Origin of the sequence: Streptomyces sp. NPDC057271 (assembly GCF_042668715.1) — a bacterium.
Lineage (GTDB): Bacteria > Actinomycetota > Actinomycetes > Streptomycetales > Streptomycetaceae > Streptomyces.
This window is the reverse complement of sequence record NZ_JBHUYJ010000005.1, coordinates 158,218-175,023: the sequence shown is the minus strand read 5'-3', so window position 1 is coordinate 175,023 and position 16,806 is coordinate 158,218. Positions and strand designations below refer to the sequence as shown.

9 protein-coding genes are annotated in these 16,806 nt (G+C 72.5%); 2 read left to right on the top strand and 7 right to left on the bottom strand.

Annotated elements, in window-relative coordinates:
- Positions 1-229: 229 nt before the first annotated feature.
- The 6 genes from ACFUJR_RS04430 to ACFUJR_RS04405 form a co-directional block, all read right to left on the bottom strand.
- Positions 230-2,074 carry a GMC oxidoreductase gene (locus tag ACFUJR_RS04430; protein ID WP_383176815.1) on the bottom strand — a complete coding sequence of 615 codons (1,845 nt, stop codon included), beginning with the start codon at positions 2,072-2,074 and terminating at the stop codon, positions 230-232.
- A gap of 42 nt (positions 2,075-2,116) precedes the next feature.
- Positions 2,117-3,754, bottom strand: a complete 1,638-nt coding sequence (locus tag ACFUJR_RS04425) for a succinic semialdehyde dehydrogenase (RefSeq protein ID WP_383176812.1) — start codon at positions 3,752-3,754, stop codon at positions 2,117-2,119.
- Between the two features lie 146 nt (positions 3,755-3,900).
- Positions 3,901-5,604: a serine/threonine-protein kinase gene (locus tag ACFUJR_RS04420; RefSeq protein ID WP_383176809.1), complete on the bottom strand. Its 1,704-nt coding sequence runs from the start codon at positions 5,602-5,604 to the stop codon at positions 3,901-3,903.
- Positions 5,605-5,880: 276 nt separating this feature from the next.
- Entirely contained in the window at positions 5,881-8,691 is a 2,811-nt protein-coding gene (locus tag ACFUJR_RS04415; RefSeq protein ID WP_383176806.1) for a serine/threonine protein kinase, read from the bottom strand.
- 164 nt (positions 8,692-8,855) lie between these two features.
- Positions 8,856-11,402, bottom strand: a complete 2,547-nt coding sequence (locus tag ACFUJR_RS04410) for a protein kinase (protein ID WP_383176803.1) — start codon at positions 11,400-11,402, stop codon at positions 8,856-8,858.
- A gap of 289 nt (positions 11,403-11,691) precedes the next feature.
- Positions 11,692-13,398: an FAD-dependent oxidoreductase gene (locus tag ACFUJR_RS04405; RefSeq protein WP_383176799.1), complete on the bottom strand. Its 1,707-nt coding sequence runs from the start codon at positions 13,396-13,398 to the stop codon at positions 11,692-11,694.
- Between the two features lie 225 nt (positions 13,399-13,623).
- Here ACFUJR_RS04405 and ACFUJR_RS04400 point away from each other — a divergent pair, with 225 nt between their 5' ends.
- Positions 13,624-14,865, top strand: coding sequence for a nucleotide sugar dehydrogenase (locus ACFUJR_RS04400; RefSeq protein ID WP_383176797.1), 1,242 nt, complete (start codon positions 13,624-13,626; stop codon positions 14,863-14,865).
- Between the two features lie 90 nt (positions 14,866-14,955).
- Positions 14,956-15,447, top strand: a complete 492-nt coding sequence (locus tag ACFUJR_RS04395; RefSeq protein ID WP_383176794.1) for a hypothetical protein — start codon at positions 14,956-14,958, stop codon at positions 15,445-15,447.
- Between the two features lie 69 nt (positions 15,448-15,516).
- Here ACFUJR_RS04395 and ACFUJR_RS04390 read toward each other — a convergent pair whose 3' ends face one another.
- A complete protein-coding gene (locus ACFUJR_RS04390) occupies positions 15,517-16,641 on the bottom strand; it encodes a GuaB3 family IMP dehydrogenase-related protein (RefSeq protein WP_383176791.1) in 1,125 nt (374 codons plus the stop codon).
- Positions 16,642-16,806: the final 165 nt, after the last annotated feature.

Genomic DNA, 16,806 nt, shown 5'->3' with positions numbered 1-16,806 from the left:
TGGTGCCCGGCCCCCGCACCTGAGCGGACACCGAGGGCGACACCACGCGCTGAGCTGGTCGAACTGGCGCCGCCGACGCCAAGCAGTCGCCCGCCGCTGTCACTACCTGCGGCGTTGTCGCACGATCGAGGGGCGGTTTCCCTGAGACCGCCCCCGCACGCCCGAAGTCCCGCTACACTCCCGCCACCCGGCGAAAGACCAGGTCAGACAGCGAAATCCTGCTGGAGTACTAGGCCTTCTTCGGCGGGACCGTCGGCATCCCCAGGAACGGCGGCCTCAGCGCCCCGAAGGCGTCCGCCGGGACCGTCGGGGCCTTCGGGGCGACGGCCGCGACACGGACGTACGCCTCACCCTGGGCGGGGCGCGGGTCCTCCTCGCCCTTGTTCGGCCAGAGGGACATCGCCCGCTCCGCCTGCGCCGTGATCGTCAGCGACGGGTTGACGCCGAGGTTGGCGGAGACCGCGGCACCGTCGACGACCGAGATGCCCGGGTGCCCGAAGAGCCGGTGGTACGGGTCGATGACACCGGACTCGGCGTCGGCGCCGATCGGGCAGCCGCCCAGGAAGTGCGCGGTGAGCGGGGTGCCCATCAGCTCGCCGATGTTGGAGCCGGCGAAGCCGTTGATCTCCTCGGCGAGCAGGGACGCGGCCCGGGTCGCCTCGGGGATCTGGTTCGGGTTCGGCGCACCGTGCCCCTGACGGGCCGTGAGCAGACCCTTTCCGACGCCGGCCGGCTTGCGGTAGGTCGTCAGCGAGTTGTCCAGGGACTGCATCACGAGACCGATGATCGTCCGCTCCGACCAACGGCGGTTGGACAGGGCGCGGAGGGCCAGCGTGGGGTGCTTGACCATCTCCAGGAGCCAGTTCCGCACCCGGTGGGCACCGTAGGGCACCTGGAGGACGGTCATGCCGCCCATGGCGTTGGAGCCCTTGCCGTAGCGGACCGGCTCGATGTGGGTGTTCTCGTCCGGGTGGATCGAGGAGGTGATCGCGACCCCGCGCGTGAAGTCGACCTTCTCCACGCCGTGCTTCCTGCGGTAGCGCCGGTCGGTGGTCTGTGAGCCGACCAGCGCCTCCGAGTTGGTACGGGTCAGCTCGCCGAGCCGGGCCGAGACGCGGGGCAGCAGCCCGGTGTCCTTCATCCGGTGCAGCAGGGTCTGCGTCCCGTACGTGCCGGCCGCGACGACGACCCGCGGTGCCGTGAAGGTCCTGCCCTTGCCCTTCTTCTTGTTGTCCGTCGGCAGCGTCTTGACCGCGTACCCGCCCCGCGAGTCCTCGGTGAGGGCGACGACCGAGGTCATCGGATGGACGACGGCGCCGGCCTTCTCGGCGAGGTAGAGGTAGTTCTCGTTGAGGGTGTTCTTGGCTCCGTGGCGGCAGCCCGTCATGCACTCGCCGCATTCGGTGCACGCCGTGCGGGACGGCCCGGCGCCGCCGAAGTACGGGTCGGCGACCTCGGCGCCCGGCTTCGCCCTCGATGCGCCCGCCCCTTCCTCGCCGCCGGCGTCCTTACCGTCGGCGTCCTTACCGTCGCCGAAGAAGACCCCGACCGGCGCCATGTGGAAGGTGTCCCCGATGCCCATGGCCTGTGCGGTCGCCTTGAGATGGACGTCCGAGGGGGTCATGGTCGGGTTGAGCCGTACGCCCAGCATCCGCTTGGCCTGGTCGTAGTACGGCGCCAGCTCCTCCTGCCAGTCGGTGATGTCCTTCCACTGCGGGTCCTGGAAGAACGGCGTGGGCGGTACGTAGAGGGTGTTGGCGTAGTTGAGCGAGCCACCGCCCACGCCCGCGCCGGCCAGCACCATGACGTTGCCCAGCAGGTGGATGCGCTGGATGCCGTAGAGGCCGAGGGCCGGGGCCCAGAGGAAGTTCTTCAGGTCCCAGGAGTTCCTGGGCAGGTCGGTACGGCTGAAGCGGCGGCCCGCTTCCAGGACGCCGACCCGGTAGCCCTTCTCGGTGAGGCGCAGGGCCGTGACCGAGCCGCCGAACCCGGAGCCGACGACGATGACGTCGTAGTCGTACGCCGGGTCCAGGTCGTCCTCGTCCTGATTCCGGGCAGGGGGTACCGCGGTCATGGCTCTCCTCGTGCGAAAGGGGGCGGAACGGGCGGGCGGGTGTCAGCGCAGGCGCAGGGCCTTCATCGCCTTCAGGGACAGGCTCATGAACGCGGCGTACTTCTCGTCGTCCATCCCGAAGGAGGGCGCGAGCGGGATCAGCCGCTGCTGGGCCACGGTCTGGGCCTCGGTGAACTTGAGGATGCCCTCCGAGCCGTGGCGCCGGCCGAGCCCGGAGTCCTTCATACCGCCCATCGGCGCCTGGACGCTGCCGTACGCCGGTGCGTACCCCTCGTTGATGTTGACGGTGCCGGTGCGCAGCCGGGCGGCGACGGCGTGGCCCCGCCGGGAGTCCTTCGTCCAGACCGAGGAGTTGAGTCCGTACGGGGTGGCGTTGGCCAGTTCGACGACCTCGTCCTCGTCCGTGAAGCGGTATATCGAGACGACCGGTCCGAAGGTCTCCTCGGTGCAGACGGCCATCGGGGCCTCGACGCCGTCGAGGATGGTCGGCTCGTAGAAGAGCGGGCCGATGTCGGGGCGGGCGACGCCGCCCGCGACCAGCTTGGCGCCCTTGGCGACGGCCTCCTCCACGTGCTTCGTGACCGTCTCCAGCTGCCGCTCGCCGACGAGGGAGCCCATGTCGGCGCCGTAGGAGAGGGAGTTGCCGAGGCGCATCGCCTTCGTACGGGCTGCGAAGCGGGCGACGAAGTCGTCGGCGACCGACTCGTGGACGTACAGCCGCTCGATGGAGATGCAGAGCTGGCCGGCCGAGGAGAAGCAGGCGCGGACGGCGCCGGCGGCCGCCTTCTCGATGTCGGCGTCCTTGAGGACCAGCATGGCGTTCTTGCCGCCGAGTTCGAGGGTCACGCCGACGAGCCGGGCCGCGGCGCCCTGGGCGACCTCACGGCCGGTGCGGGTCGAGCCGGTGAAGGAGACGTAGTCGGCGTGCTTGACGACCTCGGGGCCGACGACCGGGCCCTCGCCGATGACGACCTGGAAGACCTCGGCGGGCAGTCCCGCCTCGATGAGGAGGTCACGGGCCCAGAGTGCGGTGAGCGCGGTCTCGGTGTCCGGCTTCATCACGACGGCGTTGCCGGAGACGAAGGCGGGCAGCGCGTCGCCGACCGACAGCTCCAGAGGGTAGTTCCAGGGCGCGATCTGGCCGACGACGCCACGTGGCTGACGCAGCTCGGTGACCTTGGTGAGGGTCGGTACGACACCGGTGTGGTGCTTGGGGCGCAGGTAGGAGGGGGCCTTGCGGCCGTAGTGGCGGGCGGCGACCGCGACGGCGAGGACCTCCTCGTGGGCGTGCAGACGGGCCTTGCCGGTCTCCAGCTGGATGAGGTCGAGGACCTCGGCCTGCCGTTCCAGGACCAGGTCGTGGAAGCGGAGCAGGACGGCCGCTCGGGCCTTGACGGGCGTGGCGGCCCAGGCGGCCTGGGCCGCGCGGGCGCGTGCGAAGGCCTCCGCGACATCCTCGGGGGTGGACTCGGGCAGCTCGGCCAGCTTCTCCCCGGTGAAGGGGGTGTGGTTCACGGTACGGCCGGAACCGGCGACTCCACGGGTGAGCTGGGCGACCACCTCGGGGGTGACCACGTCGGCGGCGGTACGGGCGCCGGCCGGCGACGGCGCGAGGGGGTTCGTGCCGGGGGCGGTGGTGGCCGGGCCGACCGGGGTGGCGAGTGCCTGCGAGTCCGTCATGAGGGCGAGAGTAGGCCGCAATCCGGTCTTTGGGTACCCGTCGGTAACGTGTTTTCACCGGGTGCGCACAATCGCGCCAGCGATCACTGGCACATAAGCCCTGATCAGCGGCTTACGGCCGACCGGGAGGACGAGCTCGCGCGCTCTCAGCCCGCGTGCTCGCCCGGCGCCCGCCAGTGCTGCACGACGATGTCGAACTGTTCCCGGGTGGTCTCCCAGCTCGACTCCGGCGAGGCCATGTACAGGGCGTACTCGGTGCCGTCGTCCGCGAAGTAGAGCTGGTCGATGGCGTGCCTCGGGCCCGGGAACTCCTGCTTCTCGTACCAGGTGAACTCCCACCGGGCGGAGCGGACCTGGTCGCGGTAGGTGTTCTGGTTCAGCTTGATCCGCTTGTACTGGAGTCGCCTCTTCAGCGTCTTCTCCAGGTCCAGCACGTGCACGTACGGGTTCTCGAAGTCGGGCGTGGGGTCGACACTGATCCGGATCCGGTGGCGTCCGTTGTCCGGCGTGTAGTCGACGCTGTCGCCATCCGTCTGGCGCTTCCAGCCCTTGGGCACCGCCAGGCTGAAGCCCTTGGGGTCCTCGACGCGGTGCCAGCCGTCCGGGAGCGTCTCCTTGGCGGCCTTCGTCACCTCGGGCTGCGTGCTGTGACCGGCGCCCCCGGCCTTGACGCCTCCGCCCTCGCCGTCCCCGCCGGAGTACTGCATGGCGGCGAAGACGCCTCCACCGGCGACGAGGGCCGCGAGAACGGCCGTCAGGACCGCCGAACGCCACCGGCCGCGGCCCTTGGGCGCGGGGAGTGCGGGCGCGGGTGCGGCGGTGGGGGTGGGGGTGGCGGGCGTGGCGCCGGAGGCGGACGCGGGGGTGGCGCCGGACGGGGAGACGGACGTCGGGAGGGGGGTGGCCGTCGGAGTCGGGGGTTCCTGGGCGTGGAGCGGGGCGGTCGCGGAGACCAGCTCCTCCTGCCCCACCCGCCGCGTCGGTACGTACGCCTGCGCGGCCTGGGGCGTACGGCCCTCCATGGCGTCGAGCAGCATCCGTTCCGCCTCGTCGGCGCGCGGCCGCTCCGCGGGGTCCTTGCGGAGCAGCGCGACGATCACGGGGGCCAGCGCGCCCGCATTCGCCGGATACGGCGGTTCCTCGGTCACCACCGCCTGCATGGTGCTGATCGGCGAGGTCCGCCGGAAGGGCGAGCTCCCCTCCACCGCCGTGTACAGCGTCGCGCCCAGCGACCAGAGGTCGGAGGCCGGGCCGGGGTCGCCGCCGCGCACGCGCTCCGGCGCCAGGTAGTCGATGGAGCCGACGAGTTCACCGGTCCGGGTGATCGTCGAGTCGCCCTCGATGGCCGCGATGCCGAAGTCGGTGAGCAGGACCCGTCCGTCGCGGGCCAGCAGGACGTTGCCGGGCTTGACGTCCCGGTGGAGCACGCCGGCCGCGTGCGCGGCGCGCAGGGCCCCGAGGACGTGCAGCCCGATCCTGGCCGCCTCGCCGGCCTCGATCGTGCCGGCCTCCTTCGCGGCGTCCGCGAGCGAGGGCCCGTCGACGTACTGCATGACGATCCACGGGCGGGCGTCGTGCTCCAGGACGTCGTGCACGGTGACCACGCCGGGATGGGTGATCCGCGCGGCGGCGCGGGCCTCCTTCTGCGTACGGGCGTGCAGGACGAGGCGGTCGGCCTCGGCCACGAACCGACCGGCCGTCAACTCCTTGACCGCCACCACCCGGTGCAGTACTTCGTCGTGCGCACGCCAGACCTTGCCCATGCCGCCGCGGCCGATCGCCTCACCCAGCCGGTACCGTCCGGCGAGCAGAAGACCCGCGACCGTTTCCGCACCCTGAGAATGTTCCACTGTCCCCCGCCTGTTCCTTCGGATGCCAGGTTACGGAGGGGGGCATGGAAGACGGAACCTCGGGGCTGGCAAAGGAACCGCACCGTGACCGACGGGGATCTGTCCCCGTGACAGTGGGGCGCCTTCCACGTGACCCTCGGGCGCCTGTTCGCACGGCCGCCGGGGCCCGGTTCGCCGCAGAAGGCCGGGCCCGGTTCGCCGCAGAAGGCCGGGGGTCCGGTCAGTGTGTGGCGCGGTCGGGGGTCCGGTCAGGGTGTGGCGCGGTCGGGGGTCCGGTCAGCGTGTGGCGCGGTAGACCTTCACCGCCTGGTCGTAGATCTCGGACACCTTGTCGCGTTCGCTCTCCGGGCCGATGACCTGGACGACGTGGTAGCGGCCGTCCTCGATCAGGGCGAGGTTGCGGACGTAGACGTCGCGGCCCGTGCTGTCCTGCCAGGTGAACTGGCCGACCGCCATGGACTGCTGTCCCACGTCGATCCGCCGCAGACCGGTGGCACCGGACCAGCTGGAGTCCCGCCACGGCTGGAGTTCGCGCTCCTTGGTGCGCTGGTACGCCATCGGGTCCGAGCCGTTGGCCTGCACGGTGTCCCGGCCGGGGACGACGATCAGGGTGAAATCGCCTCCGGTGTAGCGGACTTGCCCGGCGTCGTTGATCGGACTGCGGCGCCAGTTCTTCACGACACCGACCTCGAAGCCCTCCGGGTCCTTGACGAGGGTGTACCCGGCCGCGAGGGCGGGGGTGCTCGGGGTGGCGGCCGGCGGGGTCGTGCTCGCGGTGCCGGGCGTGGAGCCGGGCTTGCCGCTCTGCCCGGCGCTCGGCTCGGCGGACCGCGGGGACTGCGGCGCGGTGGTGGGCGTACCGGTGTGGGCGGCGGGACGGCCGTCGTCCGCGCCGTCCTTGGGCAGGAACAGCACGGCGTACGCGACGGCTCCGACGAGCAGAAGCAGGATCAGGAGCAGAAGCGTCAGGCCGAGCGAGCGCGGGGAACGGCCGGCTCCGCCCGCGCCGCGCGGCGCACGGGGCGGGCGCGGGGAACGGGGCGCGCGCTGAGGCAGCTCCTCGTGGAGGTGCTCCTGGGCGAACTCCTGGCGCGGGTGCCGCTGCCCGGGCTCATGACGCTGCCCGGACTGGTGCCGCTGCCCGGGCTCATGGCGTACCGCCGCCGGGGACACGTCGGGGGCGGGCGGTTCCTCGTGGCGCCTGCCCTTGCGGTGCCGGTGACGGCCCCCCGCCGCTCCTCCGCGGCGCCGGCGCACCAGCTCGCCGCGGCGCCGTACGACGGGCAGCCGCGTCGCGTCCACGGACGGCAGCGGGACGATCCCCACGCCCGCCTCGGGCTCGGGGGCGGACCGCACGAGCGAGCGCAGCCAGCCGCGCAGCTCCTCGAAGTCGGGCCGCTCGGTGGGGTCCTGGCGCAGCAGGGACTCGACGACCGGGCGCAGCGGGCCGCACTCCTCGGCGAAGGCCGGGGGCTCGGCGCAGACCAGCTGGACGAGTTCGGCGGCGCTGTCCTCGGGATACGGGGCGTGGCCCTGGACGGCGCGGTAGAGGAGGGCTCCGAGCGCCCAGAGGTCGGTGGCGGGGCCGATGGGCGGGGCGAGGCGCCAGTTCTCGTGGACCGGTCCCGCCTGTTCGGGCGCCCAGCGCTCGGTGACCGCGCCGACGACGGCGATCCGTGCCTGGCGGGCGCGTTCGGCGGCGAGCCGGGTGGCCGGGCCGCGGTAGACGGCCGTGGGCGCGCCCGCTTCGGCCGGTCCGTCCCAACCGCCGGAGGCGGGTGCGGGTACGGAGGCGCGCTCGGGGACGGGCGCCGGGGTGTAGCCGGCGGGGAGGGCGGGCAGCGCGTGGCCGCCGCCCGCGGGCACGGGTCCGGAGGCGTCGCGCGAGGCGTGCGGGCCGTCGCTCCAGGTACCGGTGAGCAACGCGCGGGGCGGTCCACCGCCTTCGTCTCCGTACCCCCTGCGGTACGGGGCCGGGTACTCGTCGTCGGTGTCGTCCTCGTCCTCGTCGTCGCCGGTCTGGGACCACCAGTGCGGCTCCGGTCCGAGTCCCCGCGCGGGCACGGGCGCGGGGGGCGTCGGGAGGGCGGCGGAAGGCTCCGGGTCGTGGGCGGCCCGCCCGTCCGCCTCGGGGGCGGGCTCGGGCGCCGGGCGCTGTACGGGGACGGCGGCTCCGGTCTCGCCGATGTGCGCCGCTGCGCGGGCGCCCGCCCGGTACGCGGCGATGGCGCCCGCGCGGGCCGCACGGACGTCCGTGGCCGGCGGGGTGCCGCCCGCGGGGAGTTCGGGCCGTGCCGCCGGTTCGCCCGCCTCGGGCGCGTCCTCGGCCGCGTCCGTACCGGTACGGGCTCCGCCCGGCCCGTCCTCGTGCACGTACCCCTGCGCGTATCCGCGCTCGTACCCCTCGGCGTACCCCTCCGTACGGCCTTCCGTACCGCCGTCCGTACGGACGGCCGTGCGGTCCTCCCTGTGTCCCGGCTCGTCGTCCTCGGCGAGCGGCACGGGGGCGTAGCCGCACAGGGCCTCCTCCGCCGCTCCCGCCGCGAGCCCGGTCAGGAGCACCCGCCCGTCGTCGCAGACGAGCACGGTGCGCGGGGTGATGTTCCGGTGGGTCCAGCCGTGCGCGTGCAGGGCCCGCAGGGCGGTGAGGACGTCGGAGCCGATCTCCGCGGCGCGGTACGGGCTCAGCGGGCGCTCGGCGAGGAGCGCCGCCAGCGGCCTGGCCGCGATCAGTTCGCTCACTATCCACAGTGAACCGGCCTCCGCGAACACGTCGAAGACCTGGTCGAGCAGGGGGTGGTCCGGGATCTGGGCGGCGGCCTGTGCCGCCTCGACGGCGCGCCGCACCGCGGGGTCGGCGGGCCGCCGGGTCGCCCGGCCGGAAGCGGGGCGGTGGGGGGTGAATCCGGTGCCGTCCTCGTCCACGACCTCGGCGTCGATCACCTCGGGCAGGGGTACCTGGTGGACCAGGACCTCCTGGCCGCTGTAGGTGTCGAAGGCGCGGGTCTCGACGAGTTCGTACGCGTCCTGCGGTGGTACGGGCAGGCGATAGCGGTCGGCGAGCACCCTTCCCGCGTAGTCGTCCACGACGCCTCCCCACCGAGCGCGCTGTCCCCCGGGTCGCACGGATCCCGTTCAGCTCACGAATCGCACGGAATGCGCGAAACCGTCAATTCCGTTCTTGGCCCGCACAGTTGACGATGTATTTCGGCTGCGTACGGTCCACGTCCTCTCACGATACGTGGCGCCGGTCAGTCCTTGGGGCTGAACGTGGCGAACGCGGTGTCCCGCAGCGTCTTGCACGCGGAGGCGTTCCACTCGTCCGCCTTGCAGCTGACCATGATCGAGTAGCCGTGCGTGGCGTCCACCTTGAAGCCCCGGTTCAGTATCCGGACGCGCATGCCCTTCTCGTTGCGCTCGAACTCCCAGTCGGCGACCGTCGGGTACCCCTTGTACGAGACGGGCCTGATGCCGATGTGGCGGTAGCCGTTGCTGCTCGCCGAGACGCCGGCCACGGCCGCGGCCCACGCGGAGGCGGCGTCGTCCTTCGGGTTGCCGTTGTAGTCGACCTGGACGCGCGGATATCCGCCGTCGGCGTTGAAGATCCCGCCCGAGCTCCGGCCCGCTATGCCGTTGAGCCTGAACGTGGACGGCATCGCCATCACGAAACGGAACTTCTTGTTGGTCACCATGACGTACCCGGCGGGGAGCTGCGCCCCGGGGGCGCCGGTGCTCGGCTTCCCCGACGGCTTGCCGCTCTGCCCACCCGAACCCGAACCGGAGTCCGAACCCGAGCCGGTCGGCTGCTCGCCGCCCTGCTGACCGGAGTCGTCCGGCGTCTCGCCCTTGCCCTGGCTGTCGCTGTCGCCGCCCGAGGCCCCGGCCGAGGCCGTCGTGTCGGAGCCCTTGCCCGCGTTGCCGCCCTTGTCGTCCTCACCGCCGCTGAGGGAGACGGCCAGGATCGTGCCGAGCAGGGCGAGGACCACGATCCCCGCGATGATGATCAGGGTGCGGCGCGGTACGACGTCGGTGAGCGAGGCACGCGGCTGCGCCGGCCTGTTCCCGCCCTGCAGCGGCTCGGGCCGCGGCCTGGGCCGCTGCTCGGACCGGACCGAGGCGGCCGCGTTCCGTACGGACTTCAGGGCGCCGCGCATCCGCTCGGCGGCCGCGTCCGCGGTTCTCTCCTTCGGCCCGGGCGCCGAACGCTTCGGCGGCTCCGGCGGAACCGGGGGCAGCGGCACGACCCGGGTCGCCTCGGGAGACGGCTCGGGCTCCACGACCGGTACGGGCGCGGGCGCGTCGAGCACCGCCCTGAGCAGCACGCGCGCGCCGGCGTCGTCGAGCCGCTGGTCCGGGTCCTTGACGAGCAGGCCGTAGATGACCTTCTCCAGGAGCGGCCCCGCGTTCTTCGGCGGGTCGACGGGCTCGGTCATCACGGCGGTGAGCGTCGCGATCGCGGAACCCTTGTCGTACGGCGGGCTGCCCTCGACGCTCGCGTACAGCAGTCCGCCGAGCGACCACATGTCGGCGGCCGGGCCGGGCTTGTGGCCACGGGCCCGCTCGGGCGAGATGTAGGAGGGCGCGCCGACGAGCATGCCGGTGGAGGTGATCGAGGGGTCGCCCTCGACCTGGGCGATGCCGAAGTCGGTGAGGACGACCCGGCCGTCCTCGGCGATCAGCACGTTGGACGGCTTCACGTCGCGGTGCAGGATGCCCTGCCGGTGCGCCGAGCGCAGCACGTCGAGGATCGCGAGGCCGACCTCGGCGGCGCGGTGCGGGGTGAGCGTGCCGTCCTCACGGACGGCGTCGGCGAGGGACTTGCCCTCGACGAGTTCCATGACGATCCACGGCCGGTCGTCCTCGTCGACGACGTCGTAGACGGTCACGGCGCCGTTGTTACGGATCCGGGCGATGGCCTTGGCCTCGCGCAGGGTCCGGGTGATGAGGCGTCGCTTCTCGTCCTCGTCGATGCTGTTGGGGAAGCGCAGCTCCTTGACGGCGACGGTGCGGCCGAGGGTCTCGTCGACCGCGCGCCACACGGTGCCCATGCCGCCGCGTCCGAGGACGCCGTCGAGCCGGTACCGCCCGGCGAGCAGGCGACCCTCGGCCGTCGCCCCGGCGCGCTCCGCCGACCCGGAACGCCCACCGCCGGCGGGCTTCCTGAGCCTGGGGGCCTCGGCCTTCGGCCTCGTCCCGGGCACGGCGTCGGCCGGCTCGGCGTCGACGCGCCCGGCACCGCCACGCCCGGCACCGCCACGCGCGGCTCCGGACGGCTGGGCGCCGGAGGGCACGGCGTCGGCCGGCTCGGAGGCCGCCGGCCTCCCCGTCCCCGACGCCTGGTCCGCGCTGGACGAGTTCTCCGGCCCGGACGACTTCTCCGCCGCGGACGACCCGGCATGCTCCGGCCCGCCGGACGTGCCGGCCTCGGAAGTGCCGATCCCGGACCTGCCGGCCTCGGACACGCCGGCCCCGGACGCGCCGATCCCGGACCTGCCGGCCCCGGACACGCCGATCCCGGACCTGCCGGCCTCGGACACGCCGGCCCCGGACGCGCCGATCCCGGAACTGCCGGCCCCGGACACGCCGATCCCGGAACTGCCGGCCCCGGACACGCCGATCCCGGACGTGCCGACCTCGGCGGGACCGTCCGTCTCGGCCCGTTCCGGGCCGGACTTCACGTCCGGCTCCGCCTCACGTGCCGCGGGAACCACACCCCGGTCGCCGTCGGTTCCGGCACCCGCGCCGGCGTCCCGCCGAGGGTCCCGCGCCGTGTCTCGCGACTGCTCCGCCTCCGACATGCGTCCCCTCTGCGATCCTGATCTTCGCCCGCGTCTGCCGCTTCCCACGCGATGCGGTAACCCGCCCTGGAAGAGAGCCCATTGTCTCTCACTCCGGGACCGATCCCGCTCCGGGGTCCGCACTCCGAGAAGACGGCTCCGCGGGAAAGCGCTGCTGTCATGGCACCCGACGCCGAAGCATCCCCCTCGGGTTCCGTACCCGTACGAACAGGATGCCGCAGACGCCTCCCAACGTCCCCTCCCCGAAGCCGAGTTCGTCCGGGGCGCGCCGTGAACCCCGCCGGACGGGTCAGATCGGCACGATGTCGGGGGCGCCGAGCCGCGCCGCGTCCGCCGTCAGATCGTCCGGCTGCCGCTGCGACTCGCGCTCCGCCTCCACCCGCTTCTCGTAGTGCTCCACCTCCTTCTCGATCTGGTGGGCGTCCCAGCCCAGCACGGGCGCCATCAACTCGGCGCACTCCCGCGCGCTGCGCGTCCCCCGGTCGAAGGTCTCGATGGAGATCCGGGTGCGCCGGGTCAGGACGTCGTCCAGGTGCCGGGCGCCCTCGTGCGAGGCCGCGTAGACGATCTCGGCGCGCAGATAGTCGTCCGCGCCCGCCAGGGGTTCGGCGAGGCCCTGGTCGGCGGCGATGAGATCCAGGAGCTCCTCGGTCATCGAGCCGTACCGGTTGAGCAGATGCTCCACCCGGACGACGTGGAGTCCGGTCCTGGCCGCGATCCTCGCCCTGGCGTTCCACAGGGCCTGGTAGCCCTCGGCGCCCAGAAGCGGGATGTCCTCGGTGACGCAGGCGGCGACCCGCTGGTCGAGCGCGTGCACGGCCTCGTCCACGGCGTCCTTGGCCATCACCCGGTAGGTCGTGTACTTCCCGCCGGCCACGACGACGAGCCCGGGCACCGGATGCGCGACGGTGTGCTCGCGCGAGAGCTTGCTCGTGGCGTCCGACTCGCCCGCCAGCAGCGGCCGCAGGCCCGCGTACACGCCCTGGACGTCGTCCCTGGTGAGCGGCGTCGCCAGGACGCTGTTCACATGCTCCAGGAGATAGTCGATGTCGGCGCTGGACGCCGCCGGGTGCGCCTTGTCCAGGTCCCAGTCGGTGTCCGTGGTGCCGACGATCCAGTGCCGTCCCCACGGAATCACGAACAGCACGGACTTCTCGGTGCGCAGGATCAGTCCGGTGCTCGAGTGAATCCGGTCCTTGGGCACGACCAGATGGATGCCCTTCGACGCCCGCACATGGAACTGGCCACGCTCCCCGATGAGCGCCTGGGTGTCGTCCGTCCACACCCCGGTCGCGTTGACGAGCTGCTTCGCCCGGATCTCGTACTCCCCGCCCGCCTCGACGTCCTGGACCCGGGCGCCCACGACCCGTTCACCCTCACGGAGGAATCCGATCACCCGCGCCCGGCTCGCGACCTTCGCTCCGTAACTCGCGGCCGTACGGACCAGTGCGGTGACGAAGCGGGCGTCGTCCATCTGGGCGTCGTAGTACTGCAGGGCGCCGACCAGGGCGTCCTTCTTCAGGCAGGGGGCCACCCGCAGGGCGTTGCGCCGGGAGAGGTGGCGGTGGACCGGCAGTCCACGACCGTGGCCCGAGGAGAGGGACATCGCGTCGTACAGCGCGACGCCCGAGCCCGCGTAGAGCCGCTCCCAGCCCTTGTGCTGCAGGGGATAGAGGAAGGGGACGGGCTTCACCAGATGGGGCGCGAGCCGCTGAAGGAGCAGACCGCGCTCCTTCAGCGCCTCCCGCACCAGCGCGAAGTCCAGCATCTCCAGATAGCGCAGGCCGCCGTGGATCAGCTTGCTGGACCGGCTGGAGGTACCGGATGCCCAGTCACGGGCCTCCACGAGGCCGGTCGAGAGTCCTCTCGTGACCGCGTCGAGTGCCGTTCCGGCGCCGACCACCCCCGCGCCCATGACCAGTACGTCCAGTTCACGCTCGGCCATGTCGGCCAGCGCCTCGGCTCGCTCGGCCGGTCCCAGTGTCGCTGTCCTCACCGCTGCCTCCCGTCGTCCCCCTGCGTGATCGGGCTCACAGACTCGATTCTGTCCCGGCCCTCCGACTTCAGCCACCGCCTGTGGATAACACTCGGCGACCTTTGACCACGCAATGCGGCATATCGGTCATATTTACGCCTAGTCTGACATTGCACTCGCCCCGTTCTGTCCACCGGGCTTGCGCGTCTCGTCCCCTCCGGCTATTGGGAAGGACGGCCCACCCTCATGCCCGCTGATCTCGCCGTCATCGGCCTCGGCCACCTCGGACTCCCCCTCGCCCAGGCCGCGATCGCCGCCGGCGTCGACACCATCGGCTACGACACCGACGCCCGGCCCGTCGCCGAACTCGCCGCCGGGCGCCCGCCCGTCGACGGCTCGCTCACCGCGTCGGAGATCCGCCGGATGCTCTCGGGGGGCTTCCGGCCGACCACCAACCCGGCCGAACTCGGCCGGGTCCGTACGGCCGTCATCTGCGCCCCGACCACACTCGGCCCCGACCGGACCCTCGACCTCACGGCCGTCGTCGACGCCGCGCGCGCCCTCGCCGCGCGGCTGCGTCCCCACACGACCGTCCTGCTCGAATCCCCCGTCCACCCCGGCACCACCGAAGGTGTGCTGAGGGACGTCCTGGAGGAGGGCTCCGGGCTGCGCGCGGGCCGCGACTTCCACCTCGCGTACTCCCCCGGCCGGCTGGACCCCGGAGACCGCGCGCACGGCTTCGCCGGAACCCCCAAGGTCATCGGCGGCCTCACCTCGGCCTGCACGGAGTCCGCCGCCGCCTTCTACGGCCGGCTCACCGACAAGGTCGTCCGCGCGCGTGGGCCGCGAGAGGCCGAGACGGTCAAGCTCCTGGAGACCAACTTCCGGCACGTCAACATCGCGCTCGTCAACGAGATGGCGGTGCTCTGCCACGAACTCGGCGTCGACCTGTGGGACGTCATCCGCTGCGCCGAGACCAAGCCCTTCGGCTTCCAGGCCTTCCGACCCGGCCCCGGCGTCGGAGGCCACGGCGTCCCCGTCGAGCGCCTGGGCACCCACCGCCCGCTCCGGATGGTCGAGCTGGCCACCCAGGTCAACGAACGCATGCCGCAGTACGTCATCCAGCGCTGCGCGACGCTGCTCAACGAGCACGGCAAGTCGGCGCGCGGAGCCCGTGTCCTTCTGCTCGGCATCACGTACAGACCCGATCTCGCCGACCGGGAGGGCTCCCCCGCCGACGAGATCGCGCGCCGCCTGATGGACCTGGGAGCCGTCGTCAGCTACCACGACCCGCACGTCCCGGACTGGCGCGTCCGCGATGTGCCGGTCCCCCGCGCCGACTCGCTCTACGAGGCCGCCGCCCACGCCGACCTGACGATCCTTCTGCAGCACCACCGGACCTACGACCTCCAGGGCCTGGCGGTCAAGGCGCAACTCCTCCTCGACACCCGCGGCGCCACCCCGGCAGGCGCGGCCCACCGCCTCTGAAACCCCCGGGCGCGGTGTCGGAGCGGGCTGTTACTCTCCGGGCTCTTGATCGCACACCCGTGCGCCCGTGTCCCTGGGGGGATCAGCACCATGTCTCAGCCCGTTCCGCCGCCCGGCAACCCCTTCGCCGAAGGCGCCGCGCCCACCCCGTACCCGGCCGCCCCGCCGCCGGCGCCCGCACGCGACAACGTGGCCCTCGGCCTCGTCGCCGCCCTGGTCGCGGCTCTCGTCGGCGCGGGTCTCTACGGCGGCCTCGCCGGGGCCGTCGACCGGGAGATCGGCTACGCCGCCGTGGGCGTCGGCTTCCTCGTCGGCTTCGCCGCCGGCAAGGTCGGCGGCCGCAACCCTGCCCTGCCGGTGGCCGGCGCCGTACTGTCCCTCGGGGCCGTCTACGTCGGCCAGCTCCTGGCGATCGCCATCATCCTCGGCAAGGAGCTGAACGTGTCCGCGACGGACATGTTCTTCGAGCAGTTCGACCTCCTGACGGGGATCTGGAGCGAGAGCAAGGACTTCATGACGTTCCTGTTCTTCGCCCTGGCGGCGTTCGCCGCGTTCGCGGGTTCGAAGAAGGCGTCCCAGTAGGAGGCGTACGGAGAAGGGGCCTCGCACCACTCGGTGCGGGGCCCCTTCTCCGTACGGAACGGTCCTGCGTCAGCGCTTGTGCTGGGAGTCCGCGACCGTGACCTCGACGCGCTGGAACTCCTTGAGCTCGCTGTAGCCCGTCGTCGCCATCGCCCGGCGCAGCGCGCCGAAGAAGTTCATCGAGCCGTCCGGGATGTGCGACGGACCGGCGAGGATCTCCTCGGTGGTGCCGACGATGCCCAGGTCGACCAGCTTGCCACGCGGCACGTCCTCGTGGACGGCCTCCATGCCCCAGTGGTGGCCCTTGCCGGGCGCGTCCGAGGCGCGGGCCAGCGGGGAGCCGATCATGACCGAGTCCGCACCGCAGGCGATCGCCTTCGGCAGGTCGCCCGACCAGCCCACACCGCCGTCCGCGATCACGTGGACGTACCGGCCGCCGGACTCGTCCATGTAGTCACGGCGGGCCGCGGCCACGTCGGCGACCGCGGTCGCCATCGGGACCTGGATGCCGAGCACGTTGCGCGTGGTGTGCGCGGCGCCGCCGCCGAAGCCGACCAGGACACCCGCCGCGCCGGTGCGCATCAGGTGCAGGGCCGCGGTGTACGTGGCGCAGCCGCCGACGATGACCGGGACGTCGAGCTCGTAGATGAACTGCTTGAGGTTCAGCGGCTCGGCCGCGCCCGAGACGTGCTCGGCGGAGACCGTCGTGCCGCGGATGACGAAGATGTCCACGCCGGCGTCGACGACGGCCTTGGAGAACTGCGCGGTGCGCTGCGGGGAGAGCGCGGCGGCGGTGACGACGCCCGAGTCGCGCACCTCCTTGATGCGCTGCCCGATCAGCTCCTCCTTGATCGGGGCCGCGTAGATCTCCTGCAGACGGCGGGTCGCGGTGGACTCGTCCATCTCCGCGATCTCGTCGAGCAGCGGCTGCGGGTCCTGGTACCGGGTCCACAGGCCCTCGAGGTTCAGCACGCCCAGGCCGCCCAGCTCGCCGATGCGGATGGCGGTCTGCGGCGAGACGACCGAGTCCATGGGGGCGGCCAGGAAGGGGAGCTCGAAGCGGTAGGCGTCGATCTGCCAGGCGATCGAGACCTCCTTCGGGTCCCGGGTGCGCCGGCTCGGGACGACGGCGATGTCGTCGAACGCGTACGCCCTGCGGCCGCGCTTGCCGCGCCCGATCTCGATCTCAGTCACGATGTGTGGCCTTTCCCTCTACGTCTGCGCCTACCAGTATCCCCGACACACACGCGTGGGGGGGGGGGGGGGAAACACCCAAGAAAAACCCCCCACCTCCCCGCGTTTCTTTCCTCTTTTTTTTCTCTTCTCTCCTATTTCCCTTGTTTCTCTTTGGTTGGGCTC

Excerpts from the sequence above, each read along its gene's own strand:
- ACFUJR_RS04430 (WP_383176815.1), bottom strand. The coding sequence starts at position 2,074 with ATGACCGCGGTACCCCCTGCCCGGAATCAGGACGAGGACGACCTGGAC.
- ACFUJR_RS04425 (WP_383176812.1), bottom strand. The coding sequence starts at position 3,754 with ATGACGGACTCGCAGGCACTCGCCACCCCGGTCGGCCCGGCCACCACC.
- ACFUJR_RS04410 (WP_383176803.1), bottom strand. The coding sequence starts at position 11,402 with ATGTCGGAGGCGGAGCAGTCGCGAGACACGGCGCGGGACCCTCGGCGG.
- ACFUJR_RS04400 (WP_383176797.1), top strand. The coding sequence starts at position 13,624 with ATGCCCGCTGATCTCGCCGTCATCGGCCTCGGCCACCTCGGACTCCCC.
- ACFUJR_RS04395 (WP_383176794.1), top strand. The coding sequence starts at position 14,956 with ATGTCTCAGCCCGTTCCGCCGCCCGGCAACCCCTTCGCCGAAGGCGCC.